Source organism: Streptomyces sp. NBC_00490, assembly GCF_036013645.1.
Taxonomy (GTDB): domain Bacteria; phylum Actinomycetota; class Actinomycetes; order Streptomycetales; family Streptomycetaceae; genus Streptomyces; species Streptomyces canus_F.
The window spans coordinates 2,460,276-2,475,989 of record NZ_CP107869.1 but is presented as its reverse complement, the minus strand read 5'-3'; the positions used below and the strand labels follow the sequence as shown (position 1 = coordinate 2,475,989).

17 protein-coding genes are annotated in these 15,714 nt (G+C 69.9%); 14 read left to right on the top strand and 3 right to left on the bottom strand.

Going from position 1 to position 15,714, the window contains the following annotated elements; translation table 11 throughout:
• The first annotated feature begins 113 nt into the window (after positions 1 to 113).
• The 4 genes from argH (at position 114) to OG381_RS11175 (ending at position 4,830) form a co-directional block, all read left to right on the top strand.
• A complete protein-coding gene (gene argH, locus OG381_RS11190; protein WP_327715959.1) occupies positions 114 to 1,544 on the top strand; it encodes an argininosuccinate lyase in 1,431 nt (476 codons plus the stop codon).
• Positions 1,545 to 1,709: 165 nt separating this feature from the next.
• On the top strand, positions 1,710 to 2,681 hold the full coding sequence (locus OG381_RS11185) for an aldo/keto reductase (RefSeq protein ID WP_327715958.1): 972 nt from the start codon (positions 1,710 to 1,712) through the stop codon (positions 2,679 to 2,681).
• A gap of 83 nt (positions 2,682 to 2,764) precedes the next feature.
• A complete protein-coding gene (locus OG381_RS11180; protein WP_327715957.1) occupies positions 2,765 to 3,313 on the top strand; it encodes a TetR/AcrR family transcriptional regulator in 549 nt (182 codons plus the stop codon).
• Positions 3,310 to 4,830, top strand: coding sequence for an MFS transporter (locus tag OG381_RS11175; RefSeq protein ID WP_327715956.1), 1,521 nt, complete (start codon positions 3,310 to 3,312; stop codon positions 4,828 to 4,830). The genes OG381_RS11180 and OG381_RS11175 overlap by 4 nt, the downstream gene beginning before the upstream one ends.
• 49 nt (positions 4,831 to 4,879) lie before the next feature.
• On the opposite strand, the gene OG381_RS11170 is transcribed toward OG381_RS11175, so the two are convergent.
• Positions 4,880 to 5,569, bottom strand: a complete 690-nt coding sequence (locus tag OG381_RS11170; protein WP_327715955.1) for a lysophospholipid acyltransferase family protein — start codon at positions 5,567 to 5,569, stop codon at positions 4,880 to 4,882.
• Positions 5,570 to 5,883: 314 nt separating this feature from the next.
• Here OG381_RS11170 and OG381_RS11165 point away from each other — a divergent pair, with 314 nt between their 5' ends.
• The 3 genes from OG381_RS11165 (at position 5,884) to OG381_RS11155 (ending at position 8,172) form a co-directional block, all read left to right on the top strand.
• Positions 5,884 to 7,047 carry a glycerophosphodiester phosphodiesterase gene (locus OG381_RS11165; protein ID WP_327715954.1) on the top strand — a complete coding sequence of 388 codons (1,164 nt, stop codon included), beginning with the start codon at positions 5,884 to 5,886 and terminating at the stop codon, positions 7,045 to 7,047.
• A gap of 74 nt (positions 7,048 to 7,121) precedes the next feature.
• Positions 7,122 to 7,628: an RNA polymerase sigma factor gene (locus OG381_RS11160; protein ID WP_327715953.1), complete on the top strand. Its 507-nt coding sequence runs from the start codon at positions 7,122 to 7,124 to the stop codon at positions 7,626 to 7,628.
• A 46-nt stretch (positions 7,629 to 7,674) separates the two neighbouring features.
• Positions 7,675 to 8,172 (top strand): GNAT family N-acetyltransferase, encoded by a 498-nt coding sequence (locus tag OG381_RS11155; RefSeq protein WP_327715952.1) that lies wholly within the window; start codon positions 7,675 to 7,677, stop codon positions 8,170 to 8,172.
• Between the two features lie 10 nt (positions 8,173 to 8,182).
• On the opposite strand, the gene OG381_RS11150 is transcribed toward OG381_RS11155, so the two are convergent.
• Both OG381_RS11150 and OG381_RS11145 read right to left on the bottom strand, forming a co-directional pair.
• A complete protein-coding gene (locus OG381_RS11150; RefSeq protein WP_327715951.1) occupies positions 8,183 to 8,620 on the bottom strand; it encodes a hypothetical protein in 438 nt (145 codons plus the stop codon).
• On the bottom strand, positions 8,601 to 8,960 hold the full coding sequence (locus tag OG381_RS11145; protein ID WP_266833283.1) for a hypothetical protein: 360 nt from the start codon (positions 8,958 to 8,960) through the stop codon (positions 8,601 to 8,603). Before OG381_RS11145 ends, OG381_RS11150 begins: the two co-directional genes overlap by 20 nt.
• An 89-nt stretch (positions 8,961 to 9,049) precedes the next feature.
• Between OG381_RS11145 and OG381_RS11140 the strand changes: the two genes are divergently transcribed.
• From OG381_RS11140 to cbiE, 7 genes are all read left to right on the top strand, one after another.
• Positions 9,050 to 9,700 (top strand): HAD family hydrolase, encoded by a 651-nt coding sequence (locus OG381_RS11140; protein ID WP_327715950.1) that lies wholly within the window; start codon positions 9,050 to 9,052, stop codon positions 9,698 to 9,700.
• A 367-nt stretch (positions 9,701 to 10,067) separates the two neighbouring features.
• Entirely contained in the window at positions 10,068 to 11,108 is a 1,041-nt protein-coding gene (locus OG381_RS11135; RefSeq protein ID WP_327715949.1) for a methionine ABC transporter ATP-binding protein, read from the top strand.
• Complete coding sequence (locus OG381_RS11130) at positions 11,105 to 11,830, top strand: methionine ABC transporter permease (RefSeq protein ID WP_327715948.1); 726 nt, start codon at positions 11,105 to 11,107, stop codon at positions 11,828 to 11,830. Before OG381_RS11135 ends, OG381_RS11130 begins: the two co-directional genes overlap by 4 nt.
• Positions 11,831 to 11,908: 78 nt before the next feature.
• A complete protein-coding gene (locus OG381_RS11125; RefSeq protein WP_327715947.1) occupies positions 11,909 to 12,745 on the top strand; it encodes a MetQ/NlpA family ABC transporter substrate-binding protein in 837 nt (278 codons plus the stop codon).
• A gap of 30 nt (positions 12,746 to 12,775) precedes the next feature.
• Positions 12,776 to 13,603 (top strand): MetQ/NlpA family ABC transporter substrate-binding protein, encoded by an 828-nt coding sequence (locus OG381_RS11120; protein ID WP_327715946.1) that lies wholly within the window; start codon positions 12,776 to 12,778, stop codon positions 13,601 to 13,603.
• 152 nt (positions 13,604 to 13,755) lie between these two features.
• A complete protein-coding gene (locus tag OG381_RS11115) occupies positions 13,756 to 14,394 on the top strand; it encodes a GNAT family N-acetyltransferase (protein WP_327715945.1) in 639 nt (212 codons plus the stop codon).
• Positions 14,395 to 14,499: 105 nt separating this feature from the next.
• The gene (gene cbiE / locus OG381_RS11110) at positions 14,500 to 15,711 is read left to right on the top strand and encodes a precorrin-6y C5,15-methyltransferase (decarboxylating) subunit CbiE (RefSeq protein ID WP_327715944.1); all 1,212 of its coding nucleotides are present in this window, start codon (positions 14,500 to 14,502) and stop codon (positions 15,709 to 15,711) included.
• Positions 15,712 to 15,714: the final 3 nt, after the last annotated feature.

The window sequence follows — 15,714 nt, the reverse complement described above, 5'->3', positions numbered from 1 at the left end:
TCAAAGGGCTCGCAAATTCGTTGCCGAACCGACCGCGATTGACGAATCATGCATTGCACTGCATACTCATGCATGACAGTGCAGGCGCCACACCCTCTCTAGGAGCAACGCAAGTGAGCAGCAACAGCGGTGATGTCCGGCTCTGGGGCGCCCGTTTCGCCGACGGCCCCGCCGAGGCCCTGGCGAAGCTGTCCGCGTCCGTCCACTTCGACTGGCGGCTGGCGCCCTACGACATCGCCGGTTCGCGTGCCCACGCGCGCGTGCTCCACAAGGCGGGACTGCTCACGGACGACGAGCTGACGCGGATGACCGCGGGCCTGGACCAGCTCGCGGCGGATGTCGCCGACGGTTCCTTCGTGGGCACGATCGCCGACGAGGACGTCCACACGGCCCTGGAGCGGGGCCTCCTGGAGCGCCTCGGCCCCGACCTCGGCGGCAAGCTCCGCGCGGGCCGCTCCCGCAACGACCAGGTCGCGACCCTCTTCCGTATGTACCTGCGGGACCACGCCCGGATCATCGGCGGTCTCATCGCCGAGCTCCAGGACGCGCTGATCGGCTTGGCCGAGGCCCACCCGGACGTGGCGATGCCCGGCCGCACCCACCTCCAGCACGCCCAGCCGGTGCTCTTCGCCCACCATGTCCTGGCGCACGCGCAGTCCCTGTCCCGGGACGCGGAGCGGCTGCGTCAGTGGGACGAGCGGACGGCCGTCTCCCCCTACGGCTCGGGCGCCCTGGCCGGCTCCTCCCTGGGTCTGGACCCGGAGGCGGTCGCCGCGGACCTGGGCTTCGAGCACGGCAGCGTCGGCAACTCGATCGACGGGACGGCGTCGCGTGACTTCGTCGCCGAGTTCGCCTTCATCACCGCGATGATCGGTGTGAACCTCTCCCGGATCGCCGAGGAGATCATCATCTGGAACACGAAGGAGTTCTCCTTCGTGACCCTGCACGACGCGTTCTCGACCGGCTCGTCGATCATGCCGCAGAAGAAGAACCCGGACATCGCGGAGCTGGCGCGCGGCAAGAGCGGCCGCCTGATCGGCAACCTGACGGGTCTCATGGCCACCCTCAAGGCGCTCCCGCTGGCGTACAACCGTGACCTCCAGGAGGACAAGGAGCCGGTCTTCGACTCCTGCGACCAGCTCGAGGTCCTGCTCCCCGCCTTCACCGGCATGATGGCCACTCTGACGGTCCACCGCGAGCGCATGGAGGAGCTGGCCCCGGCGGGCTTCTCCCTCGCCACCGACATCGCCGAGTGGCTGGTCAGGCAGGGCGTGCCCTTCCGCGTCGCCCACGAGGTCGCCGGTGAGTGCGTCAAGGCCGCGGAGGCCGAGGGCAAGGAACTGGGCGACCTGACGGACGAACAGTTCGCGAAGATCAGCGCCCATCTGACGCCGGAGGTGCGGACGGTGCTGAACGTGCCGGGCGCGCTGGCTTCCCGCAACGGCCGCGGCGGCACGGCGCCGAGCGCGGTGGCGGTCCAGCTGGCAGAGGTGAAGGCGAACGTGGCGGCACAGCACGAGTGGGCAACTGCCAAGCAGGCCTGAGTGAAGCGCCCCGAACGGGGCGCGGGGGAACTGCGCGACAAGCCACGAAGCACCCGTACCCGCGATCGAGCCGCACGCCCCGAACTCGTAGGCGCCCTGCCTCACCGAAGGTCATCGCGGGTTAAGTTGGTCATCGAGCCTGGAGCCGACCCAACGGAGCCCGCGATGCCCTTCGCCCGCCTGGCCACAGCGACAACCCCCACCTGCCACATCGGCTTCGGCCTCGCCGCGGTCGGCCGCCCCGGCTACATCAACCTCGGCCGCGACCAGGACCTCCCGGAGAGCCGCAGCGTCGACGCCCTGCGCGCCCGCACCCATGAACTCCTGGACGCCGCCTACTTCCAGGGCGTCCGCTACTTCGACGCCGCCCGCTCCTACGGCCGCTCCGAGGAGTTCCTCGCCGACTGGCTGAACGCGCGCCCCGACATCGACGACATCGTCGTAGGCAGCAAATGGGGCTACACCTACACCGCCGCCTGGACCACCGACGCCGAGAAGCACGAGGTCAAGGACCACAGCGTCCAGACGTACGTCCGCCAGCGCGGCGAGACCGCCGAGCTCCTCGGCGACCGTCTGGACCTCTACCAGATCCACTCGGTCACCCCGGACAGCCCGGCCCTGACCGACAAGGAACTCCACGCGAAGCTGGCCGAAGCGGCCGCCGCGGGCGTGAGCATCGGCTTCTCCACCAGCGGCCCCGCCCAGGCCGACGCCATCCGCGCCGCGCTCGCCGTGACGGTCGACGGCGAGCCCCTCTTCCGCACGGTCCAGTCGACCTACAACGCCCTGGAGACCTCGGCCGCCCCCGCCCTCGCCGAGGCCCACGACGCCGGGTTGACCGTGATCGTCAAGGAGGGCATGGCCAACGGCAGGCTCGCGGACCCGTACGCGCCGGACGCCCTGAAGGCGGTGGCCGCGGAGACGGACCTCGGCTGCGACGCGGTCGCCCTCGCCCTGATCCTGCGGCAGCCCTGGGCCGGCGTCGTCCTCTCCGGCGCCGCCACCGCCGGCCAGCTCGCCTCCAACCTGCACGCCGCGGTCGTGGACCTGGACGAGGACCAGCTGGCCCGCCTCGCGGGGCTCGCGGAGGAGCCGCAGGCGTACTGGGCGCTGCGCGGGCAGTTGCCCTGGCACTGACACAGACACGGCTCGACGGCCACCCATGAGACACCCATGCCCATGGTGAGACGTAAATGTCTCACATGGGCTATGGTTGTCTCATGGCTGTCGATCGTGACCACGTGCTGCGCAGCGCCGCGGCCCTGCTGACCCACAAATCCACCGCGACCATGGACGAGGTCGCGAAGGCCGCCGGGATCAGCCGCGCCACCCTGCACCGCCAGTTCGCCGGGCGCGACGCGCTCGTACGGGCCCTGGAGGCGCTCGGCATCGCCGAATGCGAGGCCGCCCTGGACGCGGCCCGCCCGGACGAGGGCCCCGCCGGCGACGCCGTACGGCGACTGGTGCGCGAGATCGAACCGGTCGCCGCCCTCCTCGCCTTCCTCTACAGCGAGAACCAGCTGTTCGAGGGAGAGCAGAACGCGGGTTGGACCCGCATCGACGAACGCATCGCGGCCCTGTTCAAGCGCGGCCAGGCGAGCGGCGAGTTCCGCATCGACCTCACACCGACCTGGCTCACCGAAGCGCTGTACGGCCTGCTGGCCTCCGGCGCCTGGGCGGTGTCGGAGGGCCGGGTGGCCGCCAACGACTTCCATTACATGATCGTCGAGCTGTTGCTCGGCGGAGCACTACGGAGAGAGGAATCATGACCAGCACCCTGCAGCCGGCGTCGACGACCGAGGCGGTGACCAAGCGCCCGGGACGTTGGCTCGCGCTGTCCGTCCTCGTGCTCGCCGTGCTGCTGGTGGCCGTCGACGCGACCGTCCTCGGTCTCGCGACCCCCTACATCAGTGAGGACCTGAAGCCGTCCGGCACCCAGCTCCTGTGGATCGGCGACGTCTACTCCTTCGTCATCGCCGGTCTGCTCGTCTCGATGGGCAGCCTCGGCGACCGAATAGGCCGCAAGAAGATACTCCTCGTCGGCGCCACGGCGTTCGGTGCGATCTCGGTCCTCAACGCCTACGCCACGACACCGGAGTTGATGATCCTCGCCCGCGCCCTGCTGGGCGTGGCGGGCGCGACGCTGATGCCGGCGACCCTCGCCCTGATCCGCAACCTCTTCCACGACCCGCGTGAACGCAGCCTCGCCGTCGGCATCTGGGGCGCGACCGCCTCCGCCGGTACGGCGATCGGCCCGATCGCCGGCGGCTTCCTGCTCGAACACTTCTGGTGGGGCTCGGTCTTCCTGATCAACCTGCCCGTGATGGCCGTCCTGGTCGTCGTCGGCGTCAAACTGCTGCCGGAGTCGAAGAACCCGGACCCGGGCCCGTGGGACATGCTCAGCGTGACCCTGTCCCTGGTCGGCATGATCGCCCTGGTCTACGCCGTCAAGGAGGCCGCCACCCACGGCTTCGGCGGCGAGGCCGCCGCCGTCGCCCTGCTGGGCGCGGGCGCGCTGATCTGGTTCGTCCGCCGCCAGCTGACCCTGCCGACCCCGCTGCTGGACATGCGGCTGTTCCGCAACCGAGGCTTCAGCGCGGCCGTCCTCGCCGACCTGCTGACCATCCTCGGCCTGTCGGGGCTGGTGTTCTTCCTGTCGCAGTACCTGCAACTCGTGCAGGGCAGGCGCCCGTTGGAGGCGGGCCTGGCCGAACTTCCCGCGGCGATCGGCGCGGTGGCGGCGGGCCTGCTCGCCGGCCGGGCGGCCCGCCGCTTCTCGGTCCGCTCGGTGGTCGCGGGGGGCCTGGCGGCGGTCGGCCTCGCCCTGGCCTCCCTGACGGTGATCGACCAGTCGACGGGCTACCCGCTGCTGGGCGCGGCCCTGCTGGTCGTCGGCATCGGCGCGGGCTTCTCGTTCACGGTGACGGCGGACGTGATCCTGTCGAGCGTCCCGAAGGAACAGGCGGGCTCGGCGTCGGCGGTCTCGGAGACGGCCTACGAACTGGGCGCGGCCCTCGGCATCGCCGTACTGGGCTCCATCGTGACGGGCGTGTACCGCGACTTCACGGGCCCGGCGGGCACACCGGACGGGGCACACGAGTCGCTGGGCGGCGCGGTGGAGGCGGCGGCGGGGATGCCGGCGCAGCAGTCGGCGGCACTCCTGGACTCGGCGCGACAGGCCTTCGTGGACGGCCTGTCACTCGCGGCGGGCCTGGGAGCAGCGGTCCTGCTGGCAGCGGCGGTGGCGGCCTGGTTCATGCTCCGCGACCAGCGGCTGGGCAATTAGGGGCGCGGGGAACTGCGCGACAAGCCCCCACGGTCCCGCGGACGACGTCCTACGCGGCCTTCGCCTTCGTGGCGTACATGTCCACGTACTCCTGCCCGGACAGCCGCATGACCTCCGTCATCACGGAGTCCGTGACCGCCCGCAGCACATACCGGTCCCGGTCCATCCCCTCGTACCGGGAGAACTCCATCGCCTCACCGAACCGCACGGTCACGCGGCCGGGCCGCGGAATCCCCGAACCGCCCGGCTGCACCTTGTCCGTACCGATGATGGCGAACGGGACAACCGGCGCACCGGTCATCATGGCCAGCCGCGCGATCCCGGTGCGACCGCGGTAGAGCCGGCCGTCGGGGGAGCGGGTGCCCTCCGGGTAGATGCTGAAGACCTTGCCCTCCTCCAGCACCCGGCGCCCGGTCATCAGCGCCGCGACACCACCGCGCCCGCCGTCCCGGTCGACCGGGATCATGCCGCAGCCCGTGAAGAACCAGGCCATCAGCCGCCCCTTGAGGCCCTTGCCGGTGACGTACTCGTCCTTGCCGATGAAGAAGACCTGGCGGTCGCAGAAGAGCGGCATGATCATCGAGTCGATGAACGTGAGGTGGTTGCCGGCGAGGATCACCGGGCCGTCTCCGGGGATGTGCTCAGCGCCCTCCACCCGGGGGCGGAACATCAGGCGCATGATCGGTCCGAGCATTGCCTTGATGAGCGCGAAGCGGGACAACGGATCCTCCGGTGTCAAGTGAATCGGTATATGTCTGTGCAGGTGAGGACGATACTCGCGGTTCCCGGGGTCGTGCACATCGGGTTCACCGGGTTCACCGAGGTCTTACGTACTGTTGACGCTGGTTTACCTGCGGTGGCGCCCGGAGTACCGCCCGTAACCCGTTGGCCATGATGTGACGGACATCGCGTACCCCTTCTGATGAGTCGTCAACTCAAACCTTCGGTACGACATCCGGCGTCACCCGCGTGTTCTGCCGGAGGTCTCCCGTCCGACATGTACACACACCTACGATCGGCCCGCACTGAAGAGCCGACGCAGGGAGGGCCCTCATGGGAACGCAGAACTCGGACGAGCAGGTGGGCGGGACCGGCCGGCGGGCGCTTCTCGGCGCCGCGGTGCTCGGTGCGAGCGGAGCGGTCCTCGGACTGCCGGGTACCGCGAGAGCGGGCGAGGCACGGCATGGTGGTGGGGTGAAGAGCCTGCCCGTGCCGACGATCATCGGCCACCGGGGCGCCAGCGGCTACCGGCCGGAGCACACCTTCGGCTCGTACCAGCTCGCCCTCGACCTGGGCGCCCATGTCGTGGAGGCCGGCGACCTGGTGCCCACCAAGGACGGCCACCTCGTCTGCCGCCACGAGCCGGAGATCGGCGGCACGACGGACGTCGCGGACCATCCCGAGTTCGCCGGCCGCAGGACCACCAAGCTCCTCGACGGTGTCTCCGTCACCGGCTGGTTCACCGAGGACTTCACGCTCGCCGAGCTGAAGACCCTGCGCGCGATCGAGCGCATCCCGGCCAACCGTCCGCACAACACCCTCTACAACGGCCGCTGGGAGATCCCCACCTTCGAAGAGGTCCTGAAGTGGCAGGACGAGCAGACCCGCAAGCGGGGCAAGCAGGTCTGGATCTACCCCGAGACCAAGCACCCCACGTACTTCCGCAAGCTGGGCCTGGGCCTGGAGGAGCGGGTCGCGAAGCTGCTGCGCAAGTACGGCAAGGACGGCAAGAACGCGCCGGTCATCCTCCAGTCCTTCGAGCCCACCAGCATCCAGCGGCTGAACAAGCTGGTCGGCAACCCGCTGGTCGTCCTGCTCTCCTCCGCGACCAGCCGCCCCTGGGACTTCGTCGAGACGGGTGACCCGCGCACGGTCGCCGACCTGATCACGCCCAAGGGCCTCAAGGAGATCGCCGGCTACGCCCAGGGCATCGGCCCGACCCTCGACCTGGTCATCCCGAAGGACGCGAACGGCAGCCTCACCACGCCGACCACCCTCGTCGCGGACGCGCACAAGGCGGGCCTGATCCTGCACCCCTACACCATGCGCAACGAGAACCCCTTCCTGCCCACCGAGTACCGCAAGGGCACCGACGCCGACGCGTACGGCGATGTCTTCGGGGCCTACCGGACGTACTTCGCCACGGGCATCGACGGGGTCTTCACCGACAACCCGGACACCGGGCTGCTGGCCCGCCAGGATTTCGTCAATGGCTGAGCGCGCGACCCCTGTTGGGGTGACAACCGGCCGCCCGGGCAACCCGCCGCCCGGGCGGCCGCGTCGTCAGGCATATGACGCACGACCTCGTGGCCACGCTGCGCCCCCTGCTCACCGCCGAGGCCTCCGCCGAGGCACATGCCACCGGTGCGGAACCGGGTGACCTGGAACAGGCGGTCTGGCTCCGCCTGCTGGAACGCCTCGACACCGACGGCCCGCCGACCGACCCCCAGGGCTGGCTGCGCAGAGCGGTCCGCTCGGAGTCCCGCCGTACCCGTCGTACGACCCGGCTCGAACGGCCGTATGAGACCGAGCCCGCGGACGACGTGGACCGCACCCCGGAACGCCAGGCTCTGGCGGCGGCCCGCGGCCGGGCGCTGCGTGATGCCGTACGCCGTTTGCCGGGCCGCTGCCCGCGTCTGATGGAGGCGCTGCTCTCCCCGATGGACCTCACGTATCGGGAAATCGCGGGGGAGTTGGGTATCTCACAGGGCAGTCTCGGTCCGGAACGTTCCAGATGCCTGGGTTGTCTTCGCCGATTGCTCACACCGGAGGTTGCGGCCCGCGGAGCGCGGGGATAGGAGTGAGGGACGAAACGGCGATCAGGTGAGCGGGAGGCGTGCGCACATGGGCATGAGCGTGACCATCTCGGTGGCGACCGAACAGGACGCGGAGCAGATCTTCAGGCTCCAGTACCTGTGCTTCCAGAGCGAGGCGGCGCTGTACGGCAACTACCGCATCGATCCGCTCGTCCAGAGCCTGGACTCGGTCCGGGAGGAGGTCGCCGCGGACTGCGTCTTCGTGGCCCGGCTCGGCGAGGAGGTGGTCGGCTCGGTGCGAGGCCGCATCACCGAGGACGGCTCGGCCGCCATCGGCAAGCTCTGCGTCCACCCCCGCCTCCAGGGCCACGGCATCGGCGCGCGGCTTCTCCGCGCGGCGGAATCGGCGCTGGCCGAGGAGCGCGGCGCCACCCGGTTCCGCCTCTTCACGGGCCACCGCAGCGAGGGCAACCTCCGCCTCTACCGCAAGGTGGGCTACGAGGCGGTCGGCACGTCCAAGGGCGCGGACGGCGTACCGATGATCGTCCTGGAGAAGCCGGCCGGCGCCTACGTGGCGACGGCCTGACAGGGGCTTCTCAGACGGTCCGCGCCTTACGGAGCCAGTAGATGGCCGACAGCGGCAGCAGTACGGGGATGAAGACATACCCCATGCCGTAGTCCGACCAGACGGTCGCGTCGGGGAACGCCGACGGGTCCAGCAGGGTCCAGGTGCCCACCGTCAGCACGCCCACCAGCTCGGCGGCGCAGCACACCAGCGCCGCCCTGCGGGCGGTCTCCCCGCCCCGCACCAGCGTGTAGGTGATGAAGCCGTAGACCAGGCCCGCAAGGGCGGACAGGGAGTAGGCGAGCGGCGCCCGGTCGAACTCGGTCGCGATCTGGTAGATCGAACGCGACACGGCGCCGACGACCATCACGCCGTACAGCCACACCAGCAGCGTGCCAGGACCGCTGACCAATCGGTTCTTCCCCGACTCGCCCTCCGTCACGGTCACCTCAGCCTCCCCAGATGTCATAGAGCCGTACCTCGAGAACGGCCAGCACCACGGCGCCGGCGGCAGCCGTCACCGAGCCCCACTTCGAGCGCTCCGACAGCGACATGAGCCCCGCGGCCGGAACGCAGGCGAACGCGCCCAGCAGATACGCCACGAAGATCGTCGTCCCCTGCTCCGGCTTCTCGCCCCGCGCCAGCTGCACGATCCCGACCACCAGCTGCACAAGCGCCAGCAGCGACACCACACCCATCCCGATGAAGTGCCAGTCCTTCGTCGGCTCATCGCGATAGGCCGCCCAGCCGCACCACGCGGCGAGCAACAGCGCGGCGACGCCGGTCACAAGCGTCAGGGCATCAAGCATGCGCCGACCCTATTACGGCCCGAAAGCCCTGATGCGGGCGACCCCGGCCCGTCCCGATCAGGCTCCCGCGGCCCCGTAGGGTCTGGACCATGACGATCCACGCTCAAGCCCTCCTCTTCGACAACGACGGCACCCTCGTCTCCTCCCTCGCCTCGGTCGACCGCTGCTGGCGGCAGTGGGCCGGGGAGTACGGGATCACGGCCGAGGAGTTCGGGCGGGTCGAGCTGCACGGTCGTACGGCTGCCGAGATAGCCGCCGATCTGCTGCCCGTCGAGGTCGTGCCGGAGGCGGTCGCGCGGATCGAGAAGCTGGAGGTGGAGGACGTGCCGAACGGCGGCGTGCGGTTGCTGCCCGGGACGAAGGCGTTCCTCGCCTCCCTGCCCGCCGACCGCTGGGCCGTCGTCACCTCCGCCACCCGGCGCCTCGCCGAGGCCCGGCTGGACGCCGTCGGCATCCTGCCCAAGACCCTCGTCGCCGCCGAGGACGTCACCCGCGGCAAGCCCGACCCCGAGCCCTATCTCCTCGCCGCCCGCGCACTCGGCGTCGACCCGGAGCGCTGCGTGGTCTTCGAGGACGCCCCCGCGGGCTTGAGGGCCGGTCGAGCCGCCGGGATGATCACCGTGGCATTGGCCACAACCCACCAGGCCCACGAACTCGACGCGGACCTCGTCGTCGACGACCTGTCGGCCTTGTCGGCCCTGGTCACCGACGGGGAAGTGGAGATCTCCGTCCGCCCCTGACCCCCTGTCCGCCGCTGTCCGGCATGCGGACAGCGGCGTTTTGTCAGCACCGTAGATCTGCTTTACTCATTCCATGACCACGACGAGCAGCCGCACCCTTGCGACCGAGGCGACCATGACGCCCGGTGCTCGCTGTATGTGTCGAATGTGCGCCTTCTAGAGGGCCCCCGCACCACCCCGAGCTCGCGCCCCGAAGCGAGACGCCGTGGCATGTCCGTGCGCTGAATGCCGTACGTGACCGACGCCGCCCCGCGCACATGTTCTCCCCGGCTCCTGTGCCACCGCACGAGAACCGTGCCGCGTTCCCGACCGAATGCACCCGCCAGGGCACACCCACGCCCTGCCCCTGACAGTGACGGAAACCCACGTGATCACCACCTCGGGCCTGACCAAGGTCTACCGCTCCCGCGGCCGTGAGGTCACCGCCTTGGACGGCGTCGATCTCCACGTCCGCGAAGGCGAGGTCTACGGCGTCATCGGCCAGTCCGGCGCTGGCAAGTCCTCGCTCATCCGCTGCGTCAACCTGCTGGAGAAGCCCACCGCCGGCACGGTCACCGTCGCCGGCCAGGACCTCACCGCCCTCGCGGGCCGCGGTCCGCGGGCCGGCCGCGAACTGCGCCGCGCCCGCAGCCGTATCGGCATGGTCTTCCAGCACTTCAACCTGCTGTCCTCCCGGACCGTCCAGGACAACGTCGAGCTGCCGCTGGAGATCCTCGGCACGTCCGGCAAGGACCGCTCCCGCAAGGCGCTCGAACTCCTCGACCTCGTCGGACTCTCCGACAAGGCCAAGGCCTACCCCGCCCAGCTCTCCGGCGGACAGAAGCAGCGCGTCGGCATCGCCCGAGCCCTGGCCGGCGACCCCAAGGTCCTCCTCTCCGACGAGGCCACCAGCGCCCTCGACCCGGAGACCACCCGCTCGATCCTCCAGCTGCTGCGCGACCTGAACCGGCAGCTGGGCCTGACCGTCCTGCTCATCACCCACGAGATGGACGTGGTGAAGTCGATCTGCGACTCCGCCGCCCTCATGGAGAACGGCCGCATCGTCGAATCCGGCACCGTCAGCGAACTCCTCGCCACCCCCGGCTCCGAACTCGCCACCGCGCTCTTCCCGGTCGGCGGCGAGGCCACCGGCGACGACCGCACCGTCATCGACGTCACCTTCCACGGCGAGGCCGCGACCCAGCCGGTCATCTCCCAGCTCTCGCGCACGTACAACATCGACATCTCGATCCTCGGCGCCGCCATTGACACCGTCGGCGGTCTCCAGGTCGGCCGGATGCGCATCGAACTGCCCGGCCGCTACGAGGACAACGTCGTGCCGATCGGCTTCCTGCGCGAACAGGGCCTTCAGATCGACGTCGTGGGCCAGGAGCCCGTCTCCGTGCTGGTGAAGGAAGGTGCGAAGTGACCTGGTCCGAGATGCAGCCCCTGCTGGAGCAGGCGTGTTGGGACACCCTCTACATGGTCGGCTGGTCCACCGTCATCGCCGTCGTCGGCGGCCTCCCGCTCGGCATCCTCCTCGTCCTCACCGACCGCGGCGGACTGCTCCAGAACGTCGTCGCGCAGAAGGTCATCGGGCAGGTCGTGAACGTCGCCCGCTCGATGCCGTTCATCATCCTGATGGTCGCGCTGATGGGCTTCACCCGTTCCATCACCGGCACGACCATCGGCCGCGAGGCCGCGATCGTCCCGCTCGCCATCGGCGCCATCCCGTTCTTCGCGCGCCTGGTCGAGACGGCGGTCCGCGAAGTGGACGGCGGACTCGTGGAGGCCGTGCAGTCGATGGGCGGCAGCACCTGGACGATCGTCCGCAAGGTCCTCGTACCGGAGTCGCTGCCCTCGCTGATCGCCAGCACCACCACCACGATCGTCGCCCTCATCGGCTACTCCGCGATGGCCGGCACCGTCGGCGCCGGCGGCCTCGGCGACATCGCCATCCGCTACGGCTACCAGCGCTTCGAGACCGAACTCATGTGGATCACGGTCGCGATCCTCGCGGTCGTCATCTCGCTGATCCAGTTCGCCGGCGACTACGCCGCCCGCTCGCTGCACCGCCGCGGTGGACGTGGCGGTGCGGCGCCGAAGCTACGGCTGCTGAAGGCCTCGACGGCCGAGACCAACACCGCCTGAGCCTCCCGCAGACCACCCTCCAGATCTCCCGTGCACCCCTTCACGGGACAGCTCCGCCCAAAAGGAAAGGCACTTTTCGTGCGTAACACCGTAAAGCTCACCACCGCCGTTCTCGCCGCCGGGGCCCTCACCTTCGGGCTCACCGCCTGCGGCTCGGAGGACTCCTCGTCCGCCGCCTCCTCCGACACCAGCGGCCCGCTGGTCGTCGCCGCGAGCCCCGTTCCGCACGCCGAGATCCTGAACTACGTGAAGGACAACCTGGCGAAGAAGGCGGGCCTCGACCTGGAGGTCAAGGAGTTCACGGACTACGTCACGCCGAACACGGCGACCGAAGACGGTTCGGTGGGCGCCAACTACTTCCAGAACCAGCCGTACCTCGACGACTTCAACAAGAAGAACGGCACCCACATCGTGCCCGTCGTGACGGTTCACCTGGAGCCGCTCGGCCTCTACTCGAACAAGGTGAAGAGCGCCGACGCCCTCAAGAGCGGTGCGACGATCGCCGTCCCGAACGACAATGTCAACGAGGCCCGTGCCCTCAAGCTGCTCGACGCCAACGGGATCATCACCCTCAAGGACGGCGTGGGCAACGACGCGACCCCGGCCGACATCGCCAAGAACCCCAAGAAGCTCGAGTTCAAGGAGCTGGAGGCGGCCCAGACCCCGCGCTCCCTGGACGACGTCGACGCCGCGGTCGTCAACGGCAACTACGCCATCGAGGCCGACCTCTCGCCCGCGAAGGACGCCCTCGTCCTGGAGTCCGCCAAGGACAACCCGTACGGCAACTTCCTCGCGGTCAAGGAGGGCGACGAGGACGACCCGCGCGTGAAGAAGCTCGCCGAACTCCTCACCTCCGCCGAGGTCAAGAAGTTCATCGAGGACAAGTACGAGGGCTCCGTCATCGCCTCGTTCTGAGCGCACTGATCCACAGGGGAGCCGATCCACATGCGCAAGCTCGTCATACCTGCGGCCGCCCTGGCCCTGGCCCTCGGCCTCACCGCCTGCGGCTCGGGCTCCGACTCCGGCGGGAGCGGTGGTGGTGAGGACGCCCTGGTCGTCGGCGCCACCGCCGTCCCGGCCGGTGAGGTCCTGACGTACATCAAGGACAACCTCGCCGAGAAGGCCGGCCTGAACCTGGAGATCAAGGAGTTCACGGACTACGTCCTGCCGAACACCGCACTCCAGGAGGGCACCCTCGACGCGAACCTGTACCAGAACCAGCCGTTCCTGGACGAGTTCAACAAGTCCAAGGGCACGAACCTGGTCCCGGTGGTCAAGGCGTACCTGCCGCCCATGGGCGTGTACGCGAAGAAGATCGGGGACATCTCCGAGCTCGCTGACGGAGCCACGGTCGCCGTGCCCAACGAGACCACCAACGAGGGCCGCGCCCTCAAGCTCCTCGCCGCCGAGGGCCTCATCACCCTCGAGGACGGTGCGGGGGCGAACGCATCCCCCGCGGACATCACGGCAAACCCCAGGCACCTGACGTTCAAGGAACTGGAACCCGCCCAGCTGCCACGCTCGCTCGACGACGTGGACGCGGCGGTCATCAACAACAACTACGCCCAGGACGCGGGTCTCAGCCCCACCGAGGACGCGATCCTCCTGGAGTCGGCGAAGGACAACCCCTACGCCAACCTCCTGGCCGTCAAAAAGGGCGACGAGGACGACCCCCGGGTCGAGAAGCTCGCGAAGCTCCTCGTCTCGTCCGACGTGAAGAAGTTCATCGAGGACAAGTACAAGGGTTCGGTCCTCCCGGTCACTTCCGGCTGACCTCGCGTATACGGCGTATCGCCACGCACAGGGTCCACTCGCTCACCCCGAGTGGACCCTGCAGTGCGGTTCGGTGCCTCCATGCTGCATGCTGGGCAGTTCAGCAGGAGCTCAGCAGGACTTGCAGGTTTTCCGAAGGTTACGGAGCGGCGATGACTAGCACCTTCCCCAACATCTCCATCAGCACGGAGCGGTTGGTGCTGCGTCCCCTCGACGAGGACGATGTGTCGGCGCTGGCCGAGATGATGAACGACGAGCAGGTCGCCGCCTGGACCCACGTCCCCCAGCCCTTCACCGAGGAGGGCGCCCGCACCTGGATCACCGATCACGCGCCCACCGAACGCGAGGCGGGCCGCGGACTCGACCTCGCGGTCACGGAGTTCCTCACCCAGCGCCTGGTCGGCATCGTCCAACTCACCAAGACGAACTGGTACATCCGCGCCACCGAACTGTCGTACATCATCGCCCCCTGGGCCCGCGGCGAGGGCTACGCCTCCGAGGCGGCGCTCGCCACCGCCCAATGGCTGTTCACGGACCAGAAGTTCGAGCGCATAGAGCTGCGCACGGCGGCCGACAACACCGCCTCACAGCAGGTCGCCCAGAAGATCGGCTGCATCAGCGAGGGCGTGCTGCGCAACGCCTGCATCGCGCGAGTGCGGACCGAGGACGACACCTGGACCGATGTCCGCACCGACTTCATCGTCTGGAGCCTGCTGCCGGAGGACATCGAGGGCTCGGGAGAGCAGCTGACCGATTCCGACGGTTTCACCTCGTACGGCGACTGGAACTGAACCAGGGGAGGCAACGGGACCGCTGCCGCGTTCGCCGGGTCGACCAGGTACCCTCACGGTGCCCGCCCCTGACGACCTGCGCAAACCCTCTGGAGACTGACAACGATGGCCGACCGGGTCACGGTGATCGGCTGGGACGGCTCGCCGCTGACCGCCGCGGCACGCTCCGCCCTCGGTGCCGCCACGCTGGTGGCGGGCGCCCCCCACCACCTGGCACTGCCCGAGGTGCCCCCCGCCGCCGAACGCGTCCGACTCGGCAGCGTCGACCTGGCCGCCCGCCGGATCGCGGGCCATCGCGGCACGGCGGTCGTGTTCGCCGACGGGGATCCCGGGTTCTTCGGAGTCGTACGAACCCTGCGCGCACCCGAGTTCGGCCTGGAGGTCGAGGTCGTCCCCGCCGTCTCCTCGGTCGCCGCCGCCTTCGCCCGCGCCGGCATGCCCTGGGACGACGCACAGGTGGTCGTCGCACACCGGCGCACCCTGCGACGCGCGGTGAACGTATGCCGCGCCCACACCAAGGTCGCCGTCCTCACCTCACCCGGCGCGGGGCCCGCCGAACTCGGCCTGCTGATGGAGGGCGTCCACCGCACCTTCGTCATCTGCGAGGAACTCGGCACCGAGCGGGAACAGGTCACGATCCTCACCTCCGACAAGGCCGCCGACCACAGCTGGCGGGACCCGAACGTCGTCATCGTGATCGGCGGCCCGGTGACCGCCGGGGAGGGCGGCGGCTGGATCTCGGGCCGCGAGCCGGCCGCCGGGCCCCGTGGCTGGGCACTGCCCGCCGAGGCGTACGACGGTCCGCTCGGCGAGGGTGAGACGGATCTGCTGCGCGCGGCCCAACTCGCCCGCCTCGGACCCCGGGTCGGCGACCTGGTGTGGGACATCGGCTGCGGCGGCGGCGCCTTCGCGGTCGAGGCCGCCCGGGCCGGCGCCGCCGTCATCGCCGTCGACCGGGACCTCATCGCCTGCGGCCGCACCGACGCCGCCGCCCGCCGCTTCGGCGTCCAGCTCCAGATCATCCGGGGCAGGGCCCCGCACGTGCTGGAGAACCTCCCCGAGCCGGACGTCGTCCGTGTCGGCGGCGGGGGAGCGGCCGTGGTCTCCGCGGTCGCCGACCGCCGCCCGCAGGGCATCGTCGCCCACGCCATGACGCGCGACGAGGCCGAACTCGTCGGCCGGGACCTGACCGAACACGGCTACCGCGTCGAGTGCGCCCTGATCCAGTCCGTCGAACTCGACACACGGGCCTGGACGGAGAAGGAGCGGAGCGTAGCGTTCCTGCTCAGCGGGGTTCTGCCGGACCGCGCGATGTGACCC